Below are 21532 nucleotides of genomic sequence, written 5' to 3'. Positions count from 1 at the left end.
GCGCGCGGCCCGGTTCGAGCTGCGTTACTCATCTGCGTTATTCGAGCGGCGGCAGGCGCCGCGCGACCGGCGTCGATTTGACGATTGCGGTGCTGGTCTCCGCGCGCTCGGTTACCTTCGACAGAATCTCGTCGAGCTGCTCGATCGAATGCAGGTACAGGCGGCAGATGAAGCAATCGTCGCCGGTCACCTTGTCGCATTCGACGAACTCCGGAATGCGCCGGATCACCTCCTCCACCAGATGCAACTGGCCGGGCAACGGCTTCACGCGCACGATCGCCTGCAGCGTGAAGCCGAGCGCGCGCGGATCGATCTGCACCGTGAAGCGCTCGATCACGCCTTGCGCTTCGAGCCGCCGCACGCGTTCGGCCGTGCTCGGCGCCGACAGGCCGACCACCCGCGCGAGTTCGCTGACCGGCTGACGCGCGTCCTGCGCGAGCGCGGCGAGCAGCGCGCGATCGATGTCGTCGAGTGCGACCGGTGTCGGCGAAGCAAGGCGTTTGCTCATGATGACCTTCGTTTATGAGGTGAAAGCTTGGAGACGCTTAAGTTTAGCCATGTAATCGCGTGCGCGGATTAATTACACTGCCAGTCATACAGGCATTTATCCGGGATCGACTCATGGCTTCGAACAACGCTGGCGCGACGACCGCGAACAGCAACCGCAACGATATCCGCCGCGGCGCCGCCGAGATGAGCATGGCGATGCTGATGTCGGGCACGATCGGCTGGCTCGTCGTGTCGTCGGGGCAAAACCCATTCAACGTGGTGTTTTTCCGCTGTTTTTTCGGCGGCGCGACGCTCGCGCTCGTGTGCGCGCTGCTCGGCCTGTTCCGCCGCGAGCTGTTCTCGTGGAAGATGCTCGGCCTCGCGCTCGTCGGCGGCGCGGCGATCGTCGCCAACTGGGTGCTGCTGTTCGCCGCGTATTCGCGCGCGTCGATTTCGATGGCGACGGCCGTCTACAACACGCAGCCGTTCATGCTGATCGCGCTCGGCGCGCTGGTGTTTCGCGAGCGCATCAGCGCGTCGACGCTGGTCTGGCTCGTGGTCGCGTTCGTCGGCCTCGTGTTCGTCGTGAAGGTCGAGCCGGCGGTGCTGGCGGTGCCGGGGCAGTATCTGGTCGGTGTCGCGTACGCGGTCGGCGCGGCGGCGATGTACGCGGTGTCGTCGATCATCACGAAGCGGCTGAAGGGCACGCCGCCGCATCTGCTAGCGCTGATCCAGGTCTCGCTCGGCGTGCTGCTGCTCGCGCCGTTCGTGCGCTTCGACGCGCTGCCGGCGAGCGGCACGCAGTGGCTCGAACTCGTCGTGCTCGGCGTCGTCCACACCGGGCTCATGTACGTGCTGCTGTATGGCGCGATCCAGAAGCTGCCGACCACGATGACGGGCGCGTTGTCGTTTATCTATCCGGTGGTCGCGATCATCGTCGACCGCGTGGCGTTCGGACAGACGCTCGCGTGGATTCAGGTGCTCGGCGCCGCGCTGATTCTGCTCGCGGCGGCCGGCGTTAATCTTGGCTGGCGGATCGTGCCGCAGAAGAAGCGACTGTCGTCGACCTAAGGGTAGAGCGGGAAATATTACGGATTCCCGAGCAATGCGCGTGGCCCCATTGTTCATATAAGCGGACCAATTGCGCGCAAACGTAGGCCTGGCGCCGCTTTCCGGCGTCGCGTGTATGCAGCTTTAAAACGTACTGTTAAATTTCTGTAGGGAAATCACCGATGCGTTGCAAAAACCCGCACGCGTATCATTCGAGGTGACGCTGATCACGTCCAACAAGATGTTCCGCCGCTCGCTTCGTCGAGCGGCTTTCTTTTTGTGCGGACGGTTTTGCGTTCTGGTGCGTTGTTGTTGGCCGCACCGCACCGCACTGCGCTGCACGCTCAGCCCCGCGCGAGAATCCGCTCGCCATCCACGTCGAGCGGCCCACCATTCGCCGCCAGCTCCCCGATCATCCCTTTCAGCAACGCCGGCCATTCGCCGCGCGGCTTCAGCATCGACGCGGCGGCGCGCAGCACGGCTGCGTCGTCGAGCATGCGCAGCAGCGCGTCGAAACTCATCTCACGGACGTCGAGCAGCTTGAACACGATCAGCACTTTCAACGCGTTCTTTGCATTGCGCGCGGGATCGGCGCGCAGCCACGCAATGCGCGACCCCGCACGTTCAAGCGCCTGTTCGACATTCGTGAACGGCGCGCCGTGGCCCGGAATCACGACGCGCACGTCGAGCGTCGCGATCGTGTCGAGCACGGCCTGCTGCTCGGCGAAACCGCTTTCGCCTTCGAGCTCCGGAAAGATCACGCCGAAGCCGTTTTCCCACAGCGCGTCGGCGCTGATCAGCACGCGTTCGTCCGCGCAATAGAGCATCAGCGAATGCGGATCGTGGCCGGGCGCGCCGAGCACCTGCCAGTCGAGCGCGCCGAGCCGCAAGCGCGCGCCGGGCGCAAGCGTGCCCGTGAAGCCGAAACGCTCGCAGTTCTGACCGGTCGCGCGAAAGGTGAGGCGCGTGTCGTCCCAGTCGCGCACCGCGTCGGCTTCCGCTGCGGGGATTAGTGTGCGGCACGGCCAGGTGGCCTGCAGCGCCGCGTTGCCGCCGCAGTGATCCGAATGCAGATGCGTGTTGACGATCAGATCGAGCGGCCGCGTGTTCAGTGCGTGGCGTACCAGCGCGACGGTCTGCGTCGCGTGCGTCGCATAGCCGGTATCGACGAGCGCCGCGCACGCGTCGTCGACGAGCAGCACGTTGTTCGACGACAGCCAGCCGCGCTCGAACACGCGGATCGATGCGGGCAGCGCGCTCATGACGCTACTGCCTGCGCGTCGGGCGCCGCGGCCGTGTCCGGCTTCGGCATCACGAGGATCGTCGACGTGCCGGTCAGCATCAACTCGCCGTGCTGATTGACGACCGAGCCTTCGAGGAAGGTCAGGTCGCCGTTCAGGCTCGGCTTCCAGTGAGCGTCGCGCACGCGCCAGGTGATCGTCAGCGTGTCGTGCGCCTGCACCGCTTTTTTCAGCTTGATGTCGAATTCGAGGCCGAGCGGTTGCGCGTAGGTCGAAAAGTGCGTGGCGAGCAGCGCCATGAAATACGCGGTGGGCTGCGTGCCCGACGCGATCAGCCCGCCGAAGCGGCTCTGCGCGGCATACGCTTCGTCGTGATGGAGCGGATTGAAATCGTTGACGAGCGCCGCGAACGATTTGATCGTGTCGACCGACAGTTCGAGCGTCGAGCTGAACGTCTCGCCGGGCGTGACGACGCGGGGCGCGGCTTTCATTGCGGCTCCTTCGATTGTTTTGCGCGTTGTGTCATGAACGGGGCCATGAACGCCGCGTGACGCGTTTCGATCGCGTCCCACACCGCGCGTTTCGCGTCATTGTCGAACGACGACCAGCCGGCAATTTCGTCGATCGTGCGCAGGCAGCCTTCGCACCAGCCGGTCGACGCGTCCATCCTGCACACGTTGATGCACGGCGACGGCACCGAGCCGTCGTCGTCTTCTTCGTAGGCCTTGCCGCTCGTCGTCGCCATCGGCGTCAGGCTGTCTCGCGCAGTGCGACGTCGACGACCGGCGCGCCCGTCAGCGCGATCAACTCCTGGGCGGTCAGATTGAACACCGCGTGCGGATGGCCGGCGGCGGCCCACAGGCTATCGAGTGCGAGCAGATCGGCGTCGATCAGCGTGACCGGCTCGGTGGCATGACCGACCGGACACACGCCGCCGATCGCGTAACCGGTTTTTTCACGTACGAACTTCGCGTCCGCGCGGCCGATCTCGCCGACCTGCGCGGCAACCTTCTTTTCGTCGACGCGATTCGCGCCGCTCGCGATCACCAGCACCGGCGCATCGTCCTCGCGCCGGCGAAACAGGATCGACTTGGCGATCTGCGCGACCGAACAGCCGAGTCCGGCTGCGGCTTCGGCGGAGGTCTTGCCGGTTTCCGGCAGCATGACGATGCGGCCCGCGTGACCGCGTTCGCGCAGCAGCAGCGCGACGCGGCGTGCCGAGTCGGGCAGCGCGGCGAGATCGTCGGAGTCGAAGGACGCGAGATCGGTCATCGTTGGGGATCCTGATTGAATGGTGATGGTGGGTCTGGTCGAATGATCCGGCAGATCAGACGCAGCTATTCGCTTCGCTGCGCGCTTTCGCGAGCAGCGCCTTACCGGCGCGTGATACGTTCGGCCGGCCGATCGCGTTCGAGATGAAGTCGCCGATCTCGACCACCTGCGCGAGATCGATGCCGGTCTCGATGCCGAGGCCGTGCATCAGGTACAGCACGTCTTCCGTCGCGACGTTGCCGGTCGCGCCCTTCGCATACGGGCAGCCGCCGAGCCCCGCGACCGACGCATGGAAAATCTCGACGCCTTCGAGTAGCGCCGCGTAGATGTTGGCGAGCGCCTGGCCGTAGGTATCGTGGAAGTGCCCCGACAGATGCTCGCGCGGAAACACCTCGGTGACCGCCTGGAAGACTTCGCGGGTGCGCTGGGGAGTGCCGACGCCGATCGTATCGGCGATGTCGATCTCGTCGCAGCCGAGCGCGGCGAAGCGCTTGACCACGTCGACGACCGACGCGACCGGCACCTCGCCCTGGTACGGACAACCAAGCGCGCACGAGACGCTGCCGCGAATCCGCAGCCCGTGTTCCTTCGCGGCGGCCGCGACCGGCGCGAAACGCTCGATGCTTTCCGCGATGCTGCAGTTGATGTTCTTCTGCGAAAACGCTTCGCTGGCCGCACCGAAGATTACGATCTCGTCGGCACGCGCGGCGAGCGCGCCTTCGAAGCCGCGCAGGTTCGGCGTCAGCACCGAGTAGATCGTGCCGGCGCGACGTTGGATGCCGCCCATCACGTCGGCGCCGTCGGCCATCTGCGGCACCCATTTCGGCGACACGAACGACGCCGCCTCGACGTTGCGAAAACCCGCCGCCGACAGACGATCGATCAGCTCGATCTTGGTCGCGGTCGGCACGAATTCCTTTTCGTTCTGAAGTCCGTCGCGCGGACCGACTTCGACGATTTTCACCTGCTTCGGTAAGGCCATGATCTGTCTCCTGTCGATCGGAGCGAGTGCTGCGGCACCGGCTCCGATAATGCTTCAATCACATTCGCTTCAATTCAATCCGCGCGCCTCAATAGCCGCGCTCCGTCTGCACGATGCCGCTCACCGCTTCGCCGCGCAGCAGCGCATCGATCTTGCGCGCGACCTGCGCGACGCTTTCTTCGCGCAACGTCAGCGCCGACACGTGAGGCGTGATCGTGATGCGCGGCTCGCGCCAGAACGGGTGATCGGCGGGGAGCGGTTCCGTGCGGAATACGTCGAGTGTGGCCGCGGCGAGTTGGCCGTTGGCGAGTGCGTCGAGCAGATCCGCTTCCACCACATGCGCACCGCGCGCGACGTTGATCAGATACGCGCCGCGCGCGAGCTTCGCGAACGTGCGCGCATTCAGCATGCCTTCGGTGTCGGGTGTGTGCGGCAGCAGATTCACGAGCAGCTTCGCGCCATCGAGAAACGCGTCGAATTGCGCTGCGCCCGCGAACGTCGCGATGCCGTCGATCTGCTTCGCGCTGCGGCTATAGCCGCGTACCGGCAGACCGAACGATGCGAGCGTCTGCGCGACCTGGGTGCCGAGCACGCCGAGGCCGAGCACACCGACGGTGAAGCTCGCGCGGGGATGCGGTTCGAGCACCTGCCAGCGCCGCTCGCTTTGTAGCAGCTGATATTCGTCGAAACGGCGCAGATAGCGTAGCGCCGCGTGTGCGACGTACTCGGTCATCTGCGCGCCCATGCCGGTGTCTTCGAGGCGGATCAGCGGCACGTTGCGCGGCAGCGTGCCGGGCTGTTCACGTTCGAGCGCGAGGATCGCATCGACGCCCGCGCCGAGATTGAAGATCGCGCGCAGCGTATCGCGACCGGCGAGCATCTCGCGCGGCGGACGCCAGACGATCGCGAAGTCGGCGGGGGCATTGTCGCCCGGTTGCCACTCGCGCAACTCGGCCGCAGGCAACGCGCGGGCGAGGTCGTGCAGCCACGCGGCGGCGTCGGTATGCGGCATGTAGAAGAGGATTTTCATACGCTCGGGCCCGCGTTCGCGCTGAGGTCGGCAGCCGGGCGGAGCCGGGCCGCGCCGCGGCAACGCGGTTGCGCTGAAGGCGGCGCGTGGCGTGCGCGCTGGGCGTGGCACGCGTGGGACAGCGCGAGCGGCATCGGGTCTCCTCCCGTTATGAATAGGCCTCATTCTACTTTTTCGACGCGGATCGCGCGCGTTTGCGTACGGCCGTGCGGTTCGGCTTCGTGTCGATGGGCGCGCAATGCAAGCGCGCTGTGCGCGTTTCATCGATAACCAAAGCACAAAAACTTGGTTCGTCCGCGCGTCGCGTGGCGGGACAATGGCTGCCCGGATTCCCGCAGCGAGGCACGCATATGCTGTCATGCACCCGATCGACCTGGCCGCCACGGCTCGTCACCGTTCCCGGCCTGCACGGCAGCGAAGGCACGCATTGGCAAAGCTGGCTGGAGCGGCAGTTCGCGCGCTCGCTGCGCGTCGAGCAGGCCAACTGGGATGCGCCCGATGTCGCGTTGTGGGCGCAGTCGTTGCGCGATCTGCTCGCGCGCGAACGCGGTCCGTTCGTGCTGGCCGCGCACAGCTTCGGTTGCCTCGCGACCGCGCATGCGTTGCAGCAGACCTCACTCGCGCACGACGTGGTCGGCGTGCTGCTCGTCGCGCCCGCGAGTCCGCGCAAGTTCGCGTTCGCGGGACCGTTCGACGCGCGACGTCTCGGCGTGCCGTCGATTCTGATCGGCAGCGAAACCGATCCGTGGATGCCGCTTGCCGATGCGCGCGCGCTGGCGCATCGCTTCGGCAGCGCATTCGTCAATCTCGGCGACGCGGGACATATCAACACTGCGGCCGGCTTCGGTCCGTGGCCGCGCGCGAAGTACTTCATCGATACGCTCGTGCATTGCGCGGCGCCGTTGCGGTTTCGCGAGGAAGCGTTCGAGGCCGCGCAGCATGCGTTCGTTTGATCGCCGTGCGGTGCGAGGAAGCTTGCGTAGAAGCTAGCGATCACGCTGCATCGCCAGGGACTAAAGCACGAGACCACGCACCGCGAGCAAGGTAAGCAATCCGTTAGAATCCCGCTTCACGCCGCGCGGATGCGGCCACAGTTTTTCTTTATCGACAGGCGGGGACAGGATGAAGGGCAACACGGGGACAACGCGCCGGATCAAGGCCGGCGTCGCGGCCGGCATCACGGCTATCACGCTCGCGTTTGGCGGCGTGTCGAGCGCGCATGCGGATACGGCGCTGCTGAACGTGTCGTACGACGTGACGCGCGAGCTGTACAAGGACATCAACGCGAGCTTCATCGCGGCGTATAAGCAGAAGAGCGGCGAGACCCTGTCGGTGCGGCAGTCGCACGGCGCGTCGAGTGCGCAGGCGCTGTCGGTGCTGCAAGGTCTGCAGGCCGACGTCGTGACGATGAATCAGCCGAACGACATCGATCTGCTCGCCGACAAGGGCCACCTGGTGCCCGCGAACTGGCGCGCGCGGCTACCGGACGGCAGCGCGCCGTACACGACGACGATGGTGTTCCTCGTGCGCAAGGGCAACCCGAAGCACATCAAGGACTGGGACGATCTCGCGAAGCCCGGCATTCAGGCGGTAATCGCGAATCCGAAGACCTCGGGCAACGGCCGCTATACGTATCTTGCCGCGTGGGGTTATCGCAAGCAGCATGGCGGCACCGATGCACAGGCGCAGGACTTCGTGAAGGCGATCTTCCGCAACGTGCCGGTGCTCGACACCGGCGGCCGGGGCGCGACGACCACGTTCACGCAGCGCGGCATCGGCGATGTGCTGGTGACGTTCGAGAACGAGGTGTCGCTGATCGACACGGGTGTCGGCGCGGGCAGCTACGAAGCGGTGTATCCGTCGGTGAGCCTGCTGGCGGCGCCGCCGGTTGCGATCGTCGATAAGGTCGTCGACAAGCGCGGCACGCGCAAAGAGGCGCAGGCGTATCTCGACTACCTGTGGTCGCCGGCCGCGCAGGAAATCATCGCGCAGCATCATCTGCGACCGCGCGACAAGAACGTGCTCGCGAAGCACGCGGCCGAATTCAAGCCGATCAAAACCTTCACGGTCGAAGACATGTTCGGCAGCTGGCAGAAAGCGCAGGACACGCATTTCTCCGACGGCGGGACGTTCGATCAGATTATTGTCGACCGGAAGTAAAACCGGAAAGTTTGCCGGCAAGAAAAAAGCTGCCTCGCTATGCGCGAGGCAGCTTTTTTTACGGGCGCGCGGTTCACCGCGCGCGCTTGCTCCGATGCTTAGTTCGTCGAAGCGTGAGCGTGGTCACCATGACCGTGCGAGCAGCCCTTCTCGCACCCGCTCGACTCCACCGGCATCTGCTGCGCAGCCTCCGCGCGAATGCCCAGCCGCGCGAGCAGCTTGCGGTCCGCTTCCGCCTGCGGGTTGCTGGTGGTCAGCAACTGATCGCCGTAGAAAATCGAATTCGCGCCGGCGAGGAAACACATCGCCTGCAACGCTTCGTCCATCTGTTCGCGGCCGGCCGACAGACGCACCATCGCGCGCGGCATCGTGATGCGCGCAATCGCGATCGTACGCACGAATTCGAACGGATCGATCGCTTCGGTGCCGGTGAGCGGCGTGCCTTCCACCTGCACGAGGTTGTTGATCGGTACCGATTCCGGATACGGCTCCATGTTCGCGAGCTGCGCGATCAGCCCCGCGCGTTCGCGGCGCGATTCACCGAGACCGACGATGCCGCCGCAGCACACGTTGATGCCCGCGTCGCGCACGCGCTCCAGCGTGTCGAGACGGTCCTGATAGGTGCGCGTCGAAATGATCTGACCGTAGAACTCGGGCGACGTGTCGAGGTTGTGGTTGTAGTAGTCGAGGCCCGCGTCGCGCAGCGCCTGCGCCTGGTGCGTCTCCAGCATGCCGAGCGTCACGCAGGTTTCGAGGCCCATCGCCTTCACGCCGCGGATCATGTCCTTGATCGGTTCGAGGTGACGGTCCTTCGGATTGCGCCACGCGGCGCCCATGCAGAAGCGCGTCGCGCCGTTCTGCTTCGCGACCTGCGCGGCGGCGAGCACGTCGTCGACGGCCATCAGCTTGTCGGCTTCGAGGCCCGTGTCGTGATGCACCGATTGCGGACAGTACGCGCAATCCTCTTCGCAGCCGCCGGTCTTGATCGACAGCAGCGTCGACAGTTGCACCGTGTTCGCGTCGAAATGCTCGCGATGCGTTTGCTGCGCGCGGAACAGCAGGTCGTTGAACGGCAGTTCGTACAACGCGACGATGTCGGCGACGCGCCAGCGCGCGAGCGGCTTCGCTGCCGCGGTGGTGTCGTCGGCGGAGTTCGGGTTGAGGTTCGCGGCGGCCGTATCGGCGGTGCCCGTTGCGATGTTCAGTTGGGTCATGGGATCGATCCTCGTGTTTCGTGTTCGGATGAATGGGTGTCGGCGTTATGCGCTGCGCAGTTGACGCAGCGTTTGCAGAAGCCTGGGAATGTCGAGTTGCTGTGCGGCGAGGTCCGGTGAAATCGGACTGAGATGCGGGACGATGCCGAGCAGCGGCGCGTCGTACGCGTGCGCCAGATGCGCGCGAATCGACGCGATGTTTTCGTCGGGGAAGAGCATGTCGGGGTCGATGCGATTCGCGACCCAGCCGGCGAGCATCAGACCGCGCACGGCAATCGCCTCGGCAGTGAGCAGCGCATGGCTGATGCAGCCGAGCCGCATGCCGACCACCAGCACGACCGGCAGCTTCAGCGCGACCGCGAGATCGGCGGTGTCCTGCGTCGCGGTCAACGGCACGCGAAAACCGCCGACGCCTTCGACGACGACAACATCCGCGCGCTGCACAGCCTGCCGATGACACGCCACGATGCGCGCGAGGTCGAACGAGACGTTCTCCAGCGCGGCAGCAATATGTGGCGCGGCCGGCTCCTTCAGCAGATACGGCGTGCGCATCCCGGGCGGCAGCAGCACGCTCGACGCGGCATCGAGCTGATCCGCGTCTTCGTTGTGCAGCACGCCGTCCACCTCGAACGCGCCGGCCGCGATCGGTTTCATCGCGGCCGCTTGCAAGCCCTCGCGCACGAAGCCGCGCAACAGCGCGGACGACACGAAGGTCTTGCCGATTTCGGTATCGGTGCCGGTGACGAACAGCGACAGCGCGTCGTTCAGGCTGGTGCTCATGCGGCGCTCGCTCCGAGTTGTTGCAGGCCGGCTTCGAGCCGGTCGAGATCCGCCTGCGAATGCGCGGCCGACAGCGAGATGCGCAGTCGCGAGGTGCCGGCCGGCACGGTCGGCGGACGGATCGCGGGGACCCACAGGCCCGCGCGATCGAGCGACGCGGCGATCGTGAGCGTCGCATCGTTCGCGCCGATGATCAGCGGCTGCACGGCGGTGTGCGAATCGACCGGCAGCCATGGGGTCGCCTTCAGCATCGCGCGCGTACGCTCGATCAACTGCTGAAGATGCGCGCGGCGCTTATCGCCTTCGTCGCCGCCGATAATGCGCAAACTGGCCGACACCGCGTGCGCGGCTGCCGGCACCGACGCGGTCGTGAAGATGTACGGCCGCGCGCGTTGCACGAGCCATTCGATCACCGTCGCATGCGCGACCACGAACGCGCCGGACACGCCCGCGGCCTTGCCAAGCGTGCCGATCGAAATCAGATGCGGCGAGCGCAGCGCGGCCTGCGCGATCGCGCCGCGGCCTTGCGGGCCGAGCACGCCGAAGCCGTGCGCATCGTCGACGATCAGCCACGCGCCATGCCGCTCCGCCAGTTCGACGAGACGCGGCAACGGTGCGATATCGCCGTCCATGCTGAACACGGTGTCGGAGACGATGATCTTTACTTCGGATTCCGATGCTTCGAGCATCGCGCTCAACGCATCCATGTCGCAGTGCGGATAGATCTGCACGTCGGCGCGCGAGAGCCGCGCGCCGTCGATCAGCGACGCGTGATTGAGTGCATCGGAGAACAGCGTCGTGCCGCGGCCCGCGAGCGCGGTCAGCGCGGCGAGATTTGCCATATAGCCGGTGCTGAAATACAGCGCGCGCGGTGCGTCGACGAAGCCGCCCGCGAACGCCGCGAGATCGTCTTCGAGTTGCGCATGCGCGCGCGAGTGGCCGCCGAGCAGATGCGAGCCGCCGCTGCCCGCGCCGTAACGGCGCGCGCCTTCGGCGATCGCCTCGATCAGCAGCGGATGTGCGGCGAGGCCCAGATAGTCGTTGCTGGCGAAGCCGATGATGTCGCGACCGTCGACGGTCATGTGCGCGGCGCACGGCGTGTCGGCGGTACGGCGGCGCCGGCGCAGTCCGTGCGCGTCCAGTTCCTTCAGGCCTTCGGCAAGTGTGTCGAGCAGATGCATCAGTCGGCCTCCGCAAGCGTGGCGTCGAAAGTTTCGCGCGTGCGTGCGGCGAGCAGCGCGAGTTCTTCGTCGTCGAGGATGTATGGCGGCATCAGATACACGGTGGTGCCGATCGGACGCAGCAGCAGTTCGCGCCGCAACGCGTTCTCGAAGAAGCGGCGCGAAAACGTTCTGGCCTGCTGCGGGTCGTCGATCGCCGCATCGAACGCGAAGATCGTGCCGCGCTGGCGCAGGTTGCGCACCTGCGGGTGATCGGCGAGCGGGGCGAGGGCGGCTGCGAGCGTCGCGGCTTTGCGCGCGTTGGCGGCGAGCACGTCGTCGCTCGCGAACAGATCGAGCGTGGCGAGTGCCGCGCGGCACGCGAGCGGATTGCCGGTGTACGAGTGCGAGTGCAGAAAGCCGCGCGCGGTGTCGTCGTGATAGAAGGCCGCGAAGATTTCGTCGCGCGACAGCACGATCGACAGCGGCAGATAACCGCCGCTGATGCCCTTCGACAAACACAGAAAATCCGGCCACACGCCGGCCTGTTCGCATGCGAAGAACGTGCCGGTGCGCCCGCAGCCGACCGCGATTTCGTCGGCGATCAGATGCACGCCGTACTGGTCGCACAGCGCACGAAGTCCGGCGACGTACGACGCGTCGTGCATCGCCATGCCGGCCGCGCATTGCACGAGCGGCTCGACGATCAGCGCGGCGATACGCGCCGAGCGGGCTTCGAACAATGCGCGCACGTTGTCGAGCGCGCGGCGCGCGACGTCGGCGGCCGACTCGCCCGCCTGCGCGAGCCGGGCATCGGGCGACGCGACGACGTGTGCATGACGGATCAGCGGGTCGTACGCGTCCTTGAACAGCGCGACGTCGGTCACGCCGAGCGCGCCGATGGTCTCGCCGTGATAACTGTTGGCAATGCAGACGAATTCCTGCTTGTCGGCGAAGCCGCGATTGCGCCAGCTGTGAAAGCTCATCTTCAGCGCGATCTCGACCGCCGACGCGCCATCCGACGCGAAGAACGCATGGCCGAGCGTGCTGCCGGTCAGCGCGTGCAGCCGCTCGGCGAGTTCGACGGCGGGCTCGTGCGTGCAGCCGGCGAGCATCGCGTGTTCGAGCGTATCGAGTTGGTCTTTCAGCGCGGCGTTGATGCGCGAGTTCGCGTGACCGAACAGATTGACCCACCACGAGCTGATCGCATCCAGATAGCGATGGCCGGCGCGATCGTAGAGCCAGGCGCCCTGACCGCGCGCGACGGGCACGAGCGGCAGACGTTCGTGATGCTTCATCTGCGTGCACGGGTGCCACACCGCGCGCAGGCTGCGGGCGACCCAGTCGTCGGGGGCGGCCGGGTTGGCCACGGAAGGTACTGCTGAATTTTCCAAAGAGGTACTCCAGGGTGCTTTTCTGCTGCTGCGCACGCGAGAGGACTGCGAGAGGACTTTTCGAGCCTTTTTAAAGGACGATTTCGATGTTTCGCGGAGTCTGGCTGGTCGCGAATCACGAGCCTCGGCGAGCGCGCGGGGTCGAGATTAGCGGTTTATTTCCTCGCGCGCATCAGGCGCGTCACGCGAGTTTTTCCTTTGAGGACAGGGGTTTAGCGCTGTTCGGTGCAGCTGGAAACAGTTTGGGATCAAAGCCCGCAGATCGCCGTAGATAACGACGTCAAAGTAGTGGGCTATGACTGGCGGGAATTTGGTGCAGAGCGTGGATTTGAGCGGGCAGGGGGCGGCGTGGGTGCTCCCGCGCGCCGCTTATCAGTTCGCGCAGCAGAGCTTGGGGAACAGCGCGCGCACTTCGTCGAGCAGATGGGGAATCGCGTTCGGATCGTCGGACATATGTCGCAGCAGATGCTTCTGGAACAGCCCGTCGAGCAGCGCATATGCGGCGCCCGGTGTGATCGACGGCTGGCCTCCGCCGAGTTCCGCGTTGCGCATGACGATGCGCCAGACCATCGCTTCGAGGCTCGCATCGATTTCGCTGACGACGTCGCGAAACGCATCTTCGAACAGCGCCTGCGCGCGCAGGTCGTACCAGAGGCTGTGCATTTGCGGCTCGTCGCGAATCGTTTCGGCGAGCTTGTCGAGAAAGCCGTTCAGCAACTCGTCCTGCGAGCGCGCCGAGACTGTCACGACGTCGTAGCGCGTCGCGCACTGCGCCTTGAAATGGCGGATGCTGCAGCGGATCAGATCGAGCTTGTCCTCGAAGTAGTAGTGCAGCACCGCGTGCGTGAACTCGGACTTCTGCGCGATCTCGCGCAGGCTCGTCTTCGCGTAGCCCAATTCGGCGAGCGTCTTCAACGCGGCTTCCGCGAGTTCCACGCGGCGTGCCTCGTACTTGTCCACCGGATCGCGTCGCGGCCGGCCGGCGCGCTGCTTCGGTGCCGCGGCCGTGTTGTCGTGCTGCCTCGTCATGCTGTGATCGTCTCTCTCTGAACGGTTGCCGCGCGCGGCACGGCGCGGATGCGCCGCCCCCCGACGAGCGAAACCATTGTGCGAAGCAGCGAAACGACTGTCAAGAGAAAGCTGGACGTCTGTACAAAAAATTCTTGACATCAGTTCAAATAAAACTAACCATTCGTAAAAAATAAACTTTCCAGTTGGTTAGATGTTGTCGGTAGCCGTGCTCCGCACGGTGTGTCCGGCGCAACTTTTAAGCGTGGAGGGAGACATGGCGAATGGCAGTCTGAGCGGGCGCAAAGCCCTGGTGACGGGCGGCGCGCGGGGCATCGGCGCGGCGGTGGCGCAGGCGCTGGCGAGAGCCGGCGCATCGGTGATGATCGGCGACGTGCTCACCGAACTCGCCGCGCAAACGGCGGCCGGGCTCTCGCAAACCGGCGCGCGGGTCGGCTCGGTGGCGCTCGACGTCACCGACGACGCCCAGTGGGAGCGCGCGGTCGGCGCGGTCGTTGGCGAACTGGGCGGCTTCGACATCCTGATCAACAACGCCGGCATCGAGATCACTTCGCTGATCGCGGATCTGCAGGCGGACGATCTGCGGCGGATGTGCGATATCAACGTGGTCGGCGTCGGGCTCGGCCTCAAGCACGCGTTTCGCGCGATGCGGCCAGGCGGCGCGGTGGGCGGCGGCGGCTGCGTCGTCAACGTGTCGTCGGTGGCCGCGACAATTGCCTATCCGGCCATCGCCGGTTATTCCGCGACCAAGTCCGCGGTCGATCGCATGACCCGCGTTGCGGCGATGGAGGCCGGCAAGCTCGGCTACGGGATTCGCGTGAACTGCGTGTATCCGGGGCTCACGCCGACCGAGATGGGCATGAAGCTCGCCACCGACATCGTCGCCAATGGCCTTGCGCCGAACGTCGAGGGCGCGGTCGGCGCCGTGATCGAACAGACGCCGCTCGGCCGCCTCGCGACGCTCGACGAGATCAGCGCCGCGATCGTGTTTCTGTGTTCCGACGAAGCCCGTTTCATCACCGGAGCCGGCGTGCCGATCGACGGCGGCATGGGCATGTGAGCGTCGCCAGCGGCTAGCCAATTTCCAGCATTGCAGAGGAGACAGTTCATGAGTGCAAAGAAGCCAGTGGTCGTGTACGGCGTGTCGGGTTACACCGGCCGCCTGGTGTGCGAATACCTGCGCGAGTACAACATCCCGTTCATCGCGGCGGGACGCGACAAAAAGCGCATCGAGGAAGTGGTCTCGCGCATTCCGGGCATCGAGACCGCGGACTACGAAATCGTCGAGGTCGAGCATACGGTCGCCGCGTTGACCGAGCTGTTCAAGGGCGCGAAGTTCGTCAGCAACATGGTCGGGCCGTTCATCAAGTACGGCTCGGAAGTGGTCGAGGCGTGTCTCGCGGCTGGCTGTCATTACTCGGACACGACCGGCGAACAGGACTGGGTGCTGTACACGAAGGAGCGTTGGGGCGAAGCGTTCGCGAAGCGCGACCTGCTGCTCGCGCCGAACGTCGCGCAGATGTACACGATGGGCGAGATCGCCGCGAATCTGTGCCTCGAAACGCCGGGGCTCGACACGCTCGACATCCTCGTGCTGTGGAAGGGTTTCCCCACTTACGCATCGACACAGACCATCTTCACGATCCTGAAGGCAACCTGGTACTACCTGGAGCAGAACAAGTACGTTGCGTGGGAGCCGACCGCGCACGTCGAGGTGCAGGTGCCCGGGCAGCACGACACGGCCATCGCGGTACCGTGGGGCGGCACCGCGCATCCGGTGTGGTTCAAGGACGATCCGCGTGTGGCGAACTGCCGCGCGGTGGGCGGCGTGATGGCGCGTGCGGTCATGGAGGGCGTGCGGCAGACGCAGCAGATGTTCGAGGAGAAGATCCGTCCGCTGCCGCCGGATCAGCAGGAGGTCGCGCTCGCGGAAATCGCCAGCAGCATGCAGGCCAACATGCCGCCGCGCGAGAATCCGCGCCTCAATACGACGGTCGATTCGGTACACGCGTCGGGGCCGCTCGGTCGCGCGCACTGCGTGATCCACGGCGTGTGCAACTACAAGCAGACCGGGCTGTTGCAGGCCTATGCGGCGTACTCGCTGCTGCAGACGCCGCCTCTGCGGGTCGGTTTTGCTTCGGGATGCCAGGCATTTGGTCATCGCGCGTTGCTCGGCCAGTTGCGCAGCTTCGGCCTCGTGATGAAGCCCGTTATCACCGTGCACGACTGACACGCTTCCTGACCACGCCGCGTTTTGCAGGGGAATCGTCATGCGTTTGACCCATTACCTCGACAAGGGCGCGTCGCTCGGCGCCGAGCGACCTTGCCTCGTCGCCGACGACAGCGCGCTCAGCTACGCGCAGGTGCAGCGCCTGACCTACCGGGTGGCCCGCGGGCTCGTCCGCGACGGTGTCGGCGCCGGCGAGCGCGTGGCGATCCTGTCCAGCAACGACCCGGTTGCGTTCGCGTGCGTGTTCGGCATCTCGCGGGCGGGCAACGTGTGGTGTCCGATCAATCCGCGCAACGAGGTCGCCGAGAACCGCTTCGTGCTCGCCGCGTTCGACTGCCGCGCGTTGCTGTTCCACAGCGACTACGCGGAGATGGTGTGCGCGATGTTGCCCGAGCTGCCCGCGCTGACGGTGGTCGTCTGTCTCGATGCGCAGTTGCCGTTCGCGCCGAGCCTCGCCCAGTGGCTCGACGGTCTCGCCGACACGTTCTACGAACGCGAACCGCTCGACGATCTGGTCATGCTGCCCGGCACGGGCGGCACGACCGGCGTGCCGAAGGGCGTGATGCTGAGCGGGCGCAACCTGGAGACGATGACGGCGCTCACGCTGATGGGCTATCCGTTCGACGGCCGGCCGGTCTACCTCGCGTTCGCGCCGCTCACGCACGCGGCGGGCGTGCTGTGCCTGCCGATCATGACGCTCGGCGGGCGCATCGTCGTGATGCGTCACGCCGACGTCGGCGCATTTCTCGCGGAGATCGAACGCGAGCGCGTCACGCACACGTTCCTGCCGCCGACGGTCATCTACATGCTGCTCGATCATCCGCGGCTGGCGAGTACCGACCTGAGTTCGCTGCAGTGCTTCTGGTACGGCGCGGCGCCGATCTCGGTGGAGCGTCTCGTCGAGGCGCTCGGCAAGCTCGGTCCGATGGCGCAACTGTTCGGCCAGACCGAGGCGCCGATGATGGTGTCGACGCTCGCGCCGAAGGATCACTACCGGGCGGATGGTTCGATCGCGACCGAGCGGCTGTCGTCGGCGGGCCGGCCGACGCCGCTTGTCGAGGTCGGTGTGATGAACGACGCGGGGCAGTTGCTCGCGACCGGCGAGCGCGGCGAGATCGTCGTGCGCGGCTCGCTGGTGATGCAAGGCTATTACAACAATCCCGCTGCCACCGAGGCGGCCTCCGCGTTCGGCTGGCACCACACGGGCGACATCGGCTATCTCGACGCGGACAACTTCCTGTTCATCGTCGATCGGGCGAAGGACATGATCATCACCGGCGGCTTCAACGTCTATTCGATCGAGGTCGAGCAGGCGCTGCTCGCGCATGCCGACGTGCGCGACTGCGCGGTGATCGGCTTGCCGGACGCGAAGTGGGGCGAGCGGGTGGTCGCGGTCGTGCAGCCGCGCGCCGGCAAACAGGTCGACGTGGCCGAGCTGATGGCGTTCGTGAAGCAGCGCATCGGTAGCGTCAAGACGCCCAAACAGATCGAGGTGTGGCCCGACTTGCCGCGCTCGAAAGTGGGCAAGGTCTCGAAGCCGGACGTGAAGCAGCGCTTGCGCGACGACACGGCGGCCGGGTAGGGAGTCGACGCGCCGGCCGTCCGACGGAGGCAGCCGGTTCGCGCCATAAAGATAGTGATACTAAATAAAAGGATGGAGACATGATGGCGAAACTGACCAGGCCGGCCACCGTGGCGGGCACATTGCTGGCGATCTCGACTGCCGCGTCGGCGATCGATATCTATCCCGGCGACTACACGATCCTGCCGCCGGGCACGACGCTCGCGCTCGGCTACGTCGGCTACACGCCGAGCAGCACGTTCAGGCTCGACGGCGTCGGCGAGATACCGAACTCGAGCCTCGACCAGACCGTCGGCATTGCGCGGGTGCTGCATTACACGCAGATCGGCGGGGTGCCCGTCGCGTTCCAGGCGTATCTGCCGTTCGCGAAGCTCACAGACGTGCGGGTGGGCGGCAACAGCTTGCCCACCAACAACGGCCTCGGCGATCTGACGCTGGGCGCGACCGCGTTTCTCGTGAATCGCGCGGACGCGGAATATGGCACGACGGTCGGCTTCACGATGTATCTGTCGGTGCCGACCGGCAAATACGATTACGGCAAGGTCGGCGCCGGCGCGGGGACCGTGACCTTTACACCGCAGCTCGGCCTGATTCAGGGGCTCGGCAAGAACCTGTTCCTCGATGCCTCTCTGGACGTCGCCGCGCAGCCGTCGCACAGCGATGCCGGGTATGACATCTCGGTGCGGCCATCGATCCAGCTGCAGACCTATCTGCGCTATCAGTTCACACCGGCCACGTCGCTGTCGTTCGGCTATTCGGGCACGTTCGGCGGCAAGCAGTACGTCGACGACGTGTACACCGGGCAGAAGACGAGTTCGAGTCAGTTGCGCCTGTTCGCGAGCCACATGCTGACGCCGACGTGGCAACTCTCCGCGATGCTCGGCAAGGCGGTCGCGACCGAAGGCGGCTTCAAGAACAGCTACAGCGCGCAATTGCGTGTGATGAAGATTTTCTGAATTTGCGGAGGCAAGCATGAATCGTCGTGTCAACGTCGTCGGTGTCGGGATGATTCCGTTCTCGAAGCCGGGCGCGAGTCCGCAGTACTACGAAATGGCCGCTCAGGCCGCGCGCGCCGCGCTCACCGACGCCGGCTTTCCCTACGATGCGATCGAACAGGTGTACGCGGGCTACGTCTATGGCGATTCGACCTGCGGGCAGCGCGCGATCTACGAGGTCGGCATGACCGGCGTGCCGGTCGTCAACGTCAACAACAACTGCTCGACGGGATCGACCGCGCTGTGGCTCGCGCGTCAGGCGATCGCGAGCGGCGCGGCCGAATGCGTACTCGCGCTCGGCTTCGAGCAGATGGCGAAGGGCGCGCTGACCACGCAGTTCGACGATCGCGCGTCGCCGCTCGGACGGCACGTGGATGTGCTCGACACGTTGCAGGGTGAATCGTCCGCGCCACTCGCCGCGCGCATGTTCGGCGGCGCGGGGCGCGAGTACATCGAGCGCTACTGCGCGCGCAAGGATACGTTCGGGCTGATCTCGGTGAAGGCGCGCGAGCACGCGGCGCGCAATCCGTACGCGCTGTTTCGCGAGCCGCTCGAACTCGCGCAGGTGATGGAAGCGGCCGAGGTGTACGACCCGCTCACGCGGTTCCAGTGCTGTCCGCCGACCTGCGGCGCGAGCGCAGCCGTGTTGTGCTCGTACGATTTCGCGAAGCGTCACGGCCACGCGGACGCGGTCTACATCGCCGCGCAGGCAATGACGACCGATTTCCCCGGCAGCTTCGCGCCCGCCTCGATGATGCGCATGGTCGGCTACGACATGTCGGCCGCGGCGGCGAAGCAGGTCTACGAAGCGTCGGGCGTCGGTCCGGAAGATCTCGACGTCGTCGAGTTGCACGACTGCTTTACCAGCAACGAGCTCATCAGCTACGAAGCGCTCGGGTTGTGCGAGGAGGGCGGCGCGGAGCGATTCGTGCGCGAGCGGGACAACACGTATGGCGGCCGGATCGTCACGAATCCGTCGGGTGGGCTGTTGTCGAAAGGACATCCGCTCGGTGCGACCGGGCTCGCGCAGTGCACCGAACTCGTGTGGCAGTTACGCGGAACGGCTGGGCCGAGACAGGTCGACGGCGCGCGTGTCGCGCTTCAGCACAACATCGGGCTGGGCGGCGCGTGCGTCGTGACGTTGTATCGCAAGGACTAAGGTCGGTGGATTCGGCGAGGTGGGCAGGCGTTACTCGCGACTCGCGATCGCGCGTCGGCCATCGGCGTCCGATGCCGCGCCGGCATCGGCGGTCTGCGAATTCTGGTTGCCCCAGACCACCGAGTTATCGACCGCATAGAGGCGGCACGGATCGGCGCTCTGCTTCTGGCAATTCGTCACCGCGACCGACATCGGATCGTCGCCGCCCTCGGCCCACGACCATGCGCCCGAATCCGACACCGCGAACGCGCGGCTCGGGTACTGATGCAGGAAGTTGCGATAGCCGTTGCGGCCGGCTTCGTCGAGGAACGGCACCGAGTCCACCGCGTCGAGCGCGGCGAAACCGCTCGCCTTCGGAGCGCTCGGATCGGCGACGCGATACTGCACGGCCGTCGGCATGCCCGCGCGCGCAAGGAACGACTCGACGGCCGGCCACCACACGTGCACGCCGTCGCGATCGCCGACGAGGCGATGCGCGTCGTTCTTGTAGTTGCCGTAATCGATCATCTTCACGCTCGCGCCGTGCGCGTGGTACGCGGTGTACATGTTCGCGACGAGCGGGGCGTTCCACACCGAATCGTTATCGCCGTACAGCCACAGCGACGGCACTTTGGTTTTCTCGCCGTACGCGCCGAATGCGCGGGTCAGGTTGCCCTGCCAGTCTTCGCAAGCATCCTGGCGCAGGCCGCCGGAGAAATTGATCAGCGCGCGCACGCCGGGCGCGGCTTCGGTGCCGTACGCGATGGTCGCGAGACCGCCGTGCGAGGTGCCGGCCACCGCGATGTGCGTCGCGTCGACATACGGTTGCTTCGACATGTAGTCGATCGTCGCGGCGACGTCGGCGGCCTGGCCGAGGCCATTGGCCGCGACATCGCAGCCGTCCTGCTGGTACACGCCGTCCGAGTTGCCGAAGCCCTGCCGGTTCGGCGCGACCACCACGTAGCCGCGACGCACGAATTCGCGCGCGAGCGGCAGCGGGTCGCTGCGTTCCTGGGTGTGCGGGTCGCCCTGAATCTTGCCGTGATTGAACACGATCATCGGAAACGGACCGCGGCCGTCCGGCTTGTAGATCGTCGTTTCGAGCGTGATGGAGCCGTCGGCGTCGACCGGCACGCGAATGATCTTTTCGTTCAGGTGCGCGGTGGGCAGATAGGCGTCGTCGTCGAGCGCGAGGCGCGGTACGCGTGCGCTGGAGAGCGGCCCCTGGGTGTCGCTGAGCGGCGTCGCGTTCAGGGCGGCGGCAGGCGTGACGTGTAGCGGGTCGGCATGCGCGACCGCGACAGCACAAGTGGCCACGGCGCAGATCGCCGCACACTTCTTCAGTACCTTGCTCAACATCATTGACGCACCTGCCTGAAAGACCTGTCCTGAACTCCGTGCGGTCCGGGTGCCGAAACTCATGCTGACATCCTGCTTTCGCCCGCATTTTCGACAAACAGACTCACTCGCGTACGTTGTGCGCCAAGCGCACGCACGCCAATCGAGATCGCACGGGATGAACCCAACGGCCGACGCGACCCCACGCGCCGATGATGAGCGTCACTGGATGGACTTCGAACCGTCGCGGCTCGCATCGATGCGGCGGCCGGCCCGGTTTCCCGTTCATCTTACGGAGCAGGTATGACCCGCTCTCGCAACGTGACGTCACGAAACTACGGACTCATCCTGGCACGACAATTTTGTTTTGTGCAATCAAGGAGAACCCGCGACGAAAAAATTGCAGGCCTGTCGATGAAGGCGCGAAAGCCTCGACGGGCGGGGCCTG

The 21532-nt window shown here is 65.8% G+C and carries 21 protein-coding genes; 8 read left to right on the top strand and 13 right to left on the bottom strand.

Features of this window, described 5'->3' with window-relative positions; all coding sequences use genetic code 11:
• Nucleotides 1-37: 37 nt before the first annotated feature.
• The gene (locus tag HHL14_RS21040) at nucleotides 38-508 is read right to left on the bottom strand and encodes an Lrp/AsnC family transcriptional regulator (RefSeq protein WP_169499546.1); all 471 of its coding nucleotides are present in this window, start codon (nucleotides 506-508) and stop codon (nucleotides 38-40) included.
• A gap of 113 nt (nucleotides 509-621) precedes the next feature.
• Between HHL14_RS21040 and HHL14_RS21035 the strand changes: the two genes are divergently transcribed.
• Entirely contained in the window at nucleotides 622-1560 is a 939-nt protein-coding gene (locus tag HHL14_RS21035; RefSeq protein ID WP_169499545.1) for a DMT family transporter, read from the top strand.
• Nucleotides 1561-1883: 323 nt separating this feature from the next.
• Here the strand turns inward: HHL14_RS21035 and HHL14_RS21030 are convergent, their stop codons facing one another.
• From HHL14_RS21030 to HHL14_RS21005, 6 genes are all read right to left on the bottom strand, one after another.
• Nucleotides 1884-2801: an MBL fold metallo-hydrolase gene (locus HHL14_RS21030; protein WP_169499544.1), complete on the bottom strand. Its 918-nt coding sequence runs from the start codon at nucleotides 2799-2801 to the stop codon at nucleotides 1884-1886.
• On the bottom strand, nucleotides 2798-3271 hold the full coding sequence (locus tag HHL14_RS21025; protein ID WP_169499543.1) for a MaoC family dehydratase: 474 nt from the start codon (nucleotides 3269-3271) through the stop codon (nucleotides 2798-2800). The genes HHL14_RS21030 and HHL14_RS21025 overlap by 4 nt, the downstream gene beginning before the upstream one ends.
• Complete coding sequence (locus HHL14_RS21020) at nucleotides 3268-3525, bottom strand: DUF1289 domain-containing protein (RefSeq protein ID WP_169499542.1); 258 nt, start codon at nucleotides 3523-3525, stop codon at nucleotides 3268-3270. The genes HHL14_RS21025 and HHL14_RS21020 overlap by 4 nt, the downstream gene beginning before the upstream one ends.
• 5 nt (nucleotides 3526-3530) lie before the next feature.
• Entirely contained in the window at nucleotides 3531-4052 is a 522-nt protein-coding gene (locus HHL14_RS21015) for a YbaK/EbsC family protein (protein WP_169499541.1), read from the bottom strand.
• Between the two features lie 55 nt (nucleotides 4053-4107).
• On the bottom strand, nucleotides 4108-5034 hold the full coding sequence (locus HHL14_RS21010; protein ID WP_169499540.1) for a hydroxymethylglutaryl-CoA lyase: 927 nt from the start codon (nucleotides 5032-5034) through the stop codon (nucleotides 4108-4110).
• 88 nt (nucleotides 5035-5122) lie between these two features.
• The gene (locus HHL14_RS21005) at nucleotides 5123-6064 is read right to left on the bottom strand and encodes a 2-hydroxyacid dehydrogenase (RefSeq protein WP_169499539.1); all 942 of its coding nucleotides are present in this window, start codon (nucleotides 6062-6064) and stop codon (nucleotides 5123-5125) included.
• A 350-nt stretch (nucleotides 6065-6414) separates the two neighbouring features.
• On the opposite strand from HHL14_RS21005, the gene HHL14_RS21000 reads away from it, so the two are divergent.
• A complete protein-coding gene (locus HHL14_RS21000; protein ID WP_169499538.1) occupies nucleotides 6415-7017 on the top strand; it encodes an RBBP9/YdeN family alpha/beta hydrolase in 603 nt (200 codons plus the stop codon).
• Between the two features lie 169 nt (nucleotides 7018-7186).
• Entirely contained in the window at nucleotides 7187-8224 is a 1038-nt protein-coding gene (locus tag HHL14_RS20995) for a sulfate ABC transporter substrate-binding protein (protein ID WP_169499537.1), read from the top strand.
• A 98-nt stretch (nucleotides 8225-8322) separates the two neighbouring features.
• On the opposite strand, the gene bioB is transcribed toward HHL14_RS20995, so the two are convergent.
• The 5 genes from bioB to HHL14_RS20970 form a co-directional block, all read right to left on the bottom strand.
• Nucleotides 8323-9438: a biotin synthase BioB gene (gene bioB / locus HHL14_RS20990; RefSeq protein ID WP_169499536.1), complete on the bottom strand. Its 1116-nt coding sequence runs from the start codon at nucleotides 9436-9438 to the stop codon at nucleotides 8323-8325.
• A gap of 45 nt (nucleotides 9439-9483) precedes the next feature.
• Nucleotides 9484-10218 (bottom strand): dethiobiotin synthase, encoded by a 735-nt coding sequence (bioD, locus tag HHL14_RS20985; protein ID WP_169499535.1) that lies wholly within the window; start codon nucleotides 10216-10218, stop codon nucleotides 9484-9486.
• Nucleotides 10215-11399: an 8-amino-7-oxononanoate synthase gene (gene bioF / locus HHL14_RS20980; RefSeq protein WP_169499534.1), complete on the bottom strand. Its 1185-nt coding sequence runs from the start codon at nucleotides 11397-11399 to the stop codon at nucleotides 10215-10217. The genes bioD and bioF overlap by 4 nt, the downstream gene beginning before the upstream one ends.
• Nucleotides 11399-12772, bottom strand: a complete 1374-nt coding sequence (gene bioA / locus HHL14_RS20975; RefSeq protein ID WP_169499533.1) for an adenosylmethionine--8-amino-7-oxononanoate transaminase — start codon at nucleotides 12770-12772, stop codon at nucleotides 11399-11401. Before bioA ends, bioF begins: the two co-directional genes overlap by 1 nt.
• A gap of 372 nt (nucleotides 12773-13144) precedes the next feature.
• Nucleotides 13145-13801: a TetR/AcrR family transcriptional regulator gene (locus tag HHL14_RS20970; protein WP_169499532.1), complete on the bottom strand. Its 657-nt coding sequence runs from the start codon at nucleotides 13799-13801 to the stop codon at nucleotides 13145-13147.
• 256 nt (nucleotides 13802-14057) lie between these two features.
• Between HHL14_RS20970 and HHL14_RS20965 the strand changes: the two genes are divergently transcribed.
• The 5 genes from HHL14_RS20965 to HHL14_RS20945 all read left to right on the top strand — a co-directional run bounded on the left by HHL14_RS20965 (nucleotide 14058) and on the right by HHL14_RS20945 (nucleotide 19767).
• The gene (locus HHL14_RS20965; RefSeq protein WP_169499531.1) at nucleotides 14058-14861 is read left to right on the top strand and encodes an SDR family NAD(P)-dependent oxidoreductase; all 804 of its coding nucleotides are present in this window, start codon (nucleotides 14058-14060) and stop codon (nucleotides 14859-14861) included.
• A 48-nt stretch (nucleotides 14862-14909) separates the two neighbouring features.
• Entirely contained in the window at nucleotides 14910-16031 is a 1122-nt protein-coding gene (locus HHL14_RS20960; RefSeq protein WP_169499530.1) for a DUF5938 domain-containing protein, read from the top strand.
• A gap of 40 nt (nucleotides 16032-16071) precedes the next feature.
• Complete coding sequence (locus tag HHL14_RS20955; RefSeq protein ID WP_169499529.1) at nucleotides 16072-17613, top strand: AMP-binding protein; 1542 nt, start codon at nucleotides 16072-16074, stop codon at nucleotides 17611-17613.
• 80 nt (nucleotides 17614-17693) lie between these two features.
• A complete protein-coding gene (locus tag HHL14_RS20950) occupies nucleotides 17694-18569 on the top strand; it encodes a transporter (RefSeq protein WP_169499528.1) in 876 nt (291 codons plus the stop codon).
• 16 nt (nucleotides 18570-18585) lie between these two features.
• Entirely contained in the window at nucleotides 18586-19767 is a 1182-nt protein-coding gene (locus HHL14_RS20945) for a lipid-transfer protein (RefSeq protein ID WP_169499527.1), read from the top strand.
• Nucleotides 19768-19797: 30 nt separating this feature from the next.
• Here HHL14_RS20945 and HHL14_RS20940 read toward each other — a convergent pair whose 3' ends face one another.
• Nucleotides 19798-21108, bottom strand: coding sequence for a dienelactone hydrolase family protein (locus HHL14_RS20940; protein WP_169499526.1), 1311 nt, complete (start codon nucleotides 21106-21108; stop codon nucleotides 19798-19800).
• Nucleotides 21109-21532 lie beyond the last annotated feature (424 nt).

This window comes from Paraburkholderia antibiotica (assembly GCF_012927125.1).
GTDB classification, from domain to species: Bacteria; Pseudomonadota; Gammaproteobacteria; order Burkholderiales; family Burkholderiaceae; genus Paraburkholderia; species Paraburkholderia antibiotica.
This window is presented reverse-complemented; position numbering and strand designations above follow the sequence as displayed.

Coding starts and splice junctions, on each gene's coding strand:
- HHL14_RS21040 (WP_169499546.1), bottom strand. CDS start 508: ATGAGCAAACGCCTTGCTTCGCCGACACCGGTCGCACTCGACGACATC.
- HHL14_RS21035 (WP_169499545.1), top strand. CDS start 622: ATGGCTTCGAACAACGCTGGCGCGACGACCGCGAACAGCAACCGCAAC.
- HHL14_RS21030 (WP_169499544.1), bottom strand. CDS start 2,801: ATGAGCGCGCTGCCCGCATCGATCCGCGTGTTCGAGCGCGGCTGGCTG.
- HHL14_RS21025 (WP_169499543.1), bottom strand. CDS start 3,271: ATGAAAGCCGCGCCCCGCGTCGTCACGCCCGGCGAGACGTTCAGCTCG.
- HHL14_RS21020 (WP_169499542.1), bottom strand. CDS start 3,525: ATGGCGACGACGAGCGGCAAGGCCTACGAAGAAGACGACGACGGCTCG.
- HHL14_RS21015 (WP_169499541.1), bottom strand. CDS start 4,052: ATGACCGATCTCGCGTCCTTCGACTCCGACGATCTCGCCGCGCTGCCC.
- HHL14_RS21010 (WP_169499540.1), bottom strand. CDS start 5,034: ATGGCCTTACCGAAGCAGGTGAAAATCGTCGAAGTCGGTCCGCGCGAC.
- HHL14_RS21005 (WP_169499539.1), bottom strand. CDS start 6,064: ATGAAAATCCTCTTCTACATGCCGCATACCGACGCCGCCGCGTGGCTG.
- HHL14_RS21000 (WP_169499538.1), top strand. CDS start 6,415: ATGCTGTCATGCACCCGATCGACCTGGCCGCCACGGCTCGTCACCGTT.
- HHL14_RS20995 (WP_169499537.1), top strand. CDS start 7,187: ATGAAGGGCAACACGGGGACAACGCGCCGGATCAAGGCCGGCGTCGCG.
- bioB (WP_169499536.1), bottom strand. CDS start 9,438: ATGACCCAACTGAACATCGCAACGGGCACCGCCGATACGGCCGCCGCG.
- bioD (WP_169499535.1), bottom strand. CDS start 10,218: ATGAGCACCAGCCTGAACGACGCGCTGTCGCTGTTCGTCACCGGCACC.
- bioF (WP_169499534.1), bottom strand. CDS start 11,399: ATGCATCTGCTCGACACACTTGCCGAAGGCCTGAAGGAACTGGACGCG.
- HHL14_RS20970 (WP_169499532.1), bottom strand. CDS start 13,801: ATGACGAGGCAGCACGACAACACGGCCGCGGCACCGAAGCAGCGCGCC.
- HHL14_RS20965 (WP_169499531.1), top strand. CDS start 14,058: ATGGCGAATGGCAGTCTGAGCGGGCGCAAAGCCCTGGTGACGGGCGGC.
- HHL14_RS20960 (WP_169499530.1), top strand. CDS start 14,910: ATGAGTGCAAAGAAGCCAGTGGTCGTGTACGGCGTGTCGGGTTACACC.
- HHL14_RS20955 (WP_169499529.1), top strand. CDS start 16,072: ATGCGTTTGACCCATTACCTCGACAAGGGCGCGTCGCTCGGCGCCGAG.
- HHL14_RS20950 (WP_169499528.1), top strand. CDS start 17,694: ATGATGGCGAAACTGACCAGGCCGGCCACCGTGGCGGGCACATTGCTG.
- HHL14_RS20945 (WP_169499527.1), top strand. CDS start 18,586: ATGAATCGTCGTGTCAACGTCGTCGGTGTCGGGATGATTCCGTTCTCG.
- HHL14_RS20940 (WP_169499526.1), bottom strand. CDS start 21,108: ATGATGTTGAGCAAGGTACTGAAGAAGTGTGCGGCGATCTGCGCCGTG.